The sequence below is a fragment of the Pseudoalteromonas sp. S4492 genome, assembly GCF_005886115.1.
GTDB lineage: Bacteria > Pseudomonadota > Gammaproteobacteria > Enterobacterales > Alteromonadaceae > Pseudoalteromonas > Pseudoalteromonas gelatinilytica.
Map to the genome: position 1 here is coordinate 1 of NZ_PNCP01000114.1, position 1,674 is coordinate 1,674.

Sequence of the window (1,674 nt, forward strand, 5' to 3'; positions counted from 1 at the left end):
CCCCCCCCCCCCCCTCCCCACCCTATTTTTTTTAAATCATACCGCTACCAGATATATCTCACCCACGAGGTAAAATCTTTCCCTACAATACGGTCTTGAGAACGTTTAAATTTTTTCCTCGAAACTCGAAACTCGCAACTCGCAATCATTTTATCGGCAAATATATATCCGTTTGCAGGTCACATTCATCAACTTCATGGATGAGGTTGAGGTAATGAAAGAAGCAAGGGAAGTCTCTGACTTCTTCGCCGCTTTGCACCAGCCATTCACGGTATAAGTAGTAAACTGTATCGCTAATGGTGTCATGAGAGCCATTATGACGAACAACGGCGCAGCGTCCTGCTGGAATTTCACCATTTCGCACACCTTGCGGATTTTCAGTAATCGGTGAGGTAATACTGCCTGCAAAGTCAAAACGAAACGCATGGTCTTCAGTGGTGGCCGGATCGCTATACGGGATCCCATACGTGTTACTGGTTTTAACAGGTGAAAAGCCTGATTCTTTGCGCCACTCAATAAATTGTGCAGCGGTATTCATCAGGGTATTAGCAGCGCCTTGGTGGGTTAATAAAGCTACCGGCAGTGCTTTAAAATCAACAATGTTTACATTCATAGGGCAAACCTTTTTGTCAGGTAATGAAAATTCAAACTGTGTGTGCCAATTAGGCCAGTTTGGTTTGCTTCTGAATTCGCTTGGCGATTGCGTAAAGGTGCGCTTAAAAGCACGACTAAATGCTTCTGGGCTATCAAATTGCGCTTCTAATGCAACATCAATAATTTTAAGTTGATGCTCAAATGCAAGTCGAAATGAGGCACGCTTTAAGCGCGCAAGCTGCGCATATTTGGTAACACTTAGGCCAACTCCAGCGACAAATAAACGATGAAAATGATACTTCGAACAACATGCCACCTCACTGAGTGTCTCCAGTGATAAAGGTTTATCAAGATGCTGGCTAATGTAGTCACAGACCAGCTCAATGCGTTGTTGTTGCTTCGTTTTCATGGTTACTCGTTAATGCTTTTCAGAAGTGGGGCCAGTTTGCCATGGCCCCTAAGTCGTTACCTGATTGAAATTGCGCATTTTGCTTAACATTCACGAATTGTAGCAGCTGCTTTTAAGTCAGAGAAAGTGTTCGAAGTTTCTAGAAAAAATCAGTTTGGGATAGTTAAGTAAATACTTTTTGTTTTCCTCTAAAGCGCAGCGCCTCTTATCCTCTTTGTGAAAATAAATATCTTTGACGTAGGCGTGAAATTTATTACGCGCGTAAATACCTTCACAAAGAGAAGAGAATTACGAGCCGTCAGCTTTCAGCTGTCAGTTTGAAGCTGAACGGTGCTGTTTGCAGGCCTTTACCAAAGGCCTAGCTCGTAGGAGGTACTTTAGTGCCGAAAATAGATTCACAAAGAGAACTGAATGAGAAGACAATGAGGAAGTAATAACATAACTTTGTTGTTTTCCTCTAAAGCGCAGCGCCTCATATCCTCTTTGTGCAAATAAATGTCTTTGATGAAGCGTGAAGTTAATTAGCGTATTGCGCGACATAAAATCGCGCTTTAAATTTGACCGCTGACCGCTGACCGCTGACCGCTGACCGCTGACCGCTGACCGCTGACCGCTGACTGATCTGACTCCATAAAAGTAGACACCTTTTTGGAGCCAGTAACCATGAAAGT

1 protein-coding gene and 1 pseudogene are annotated in these 1,674 nt (G+C 43.4%); both read right to left on the reverse strand.

The window, feature by feature from the left end; genetic code table 11:
• Positions 1-145: 145 nt before the first annotated feature.
• Positions 146-1,003 carry an AraC family transcriptional regulator gene (locus tag CWC28_RS21015; protein WP_138625728.1) on the reverse strand — a complete coding sequence of 286 codons (858 nt, stop codon included), beginning with the start codon at positions 1,001-1,003 and terminating at the stop codon, positions 146-148.
• 312 nt (positions 1,004-1,315) lie between these two features.
• A pseudogene (locus CWC28_RS22300) lies at positions 1,316-1,674 on the reverse strand (hypothetical protein); the annotation flags it as partial.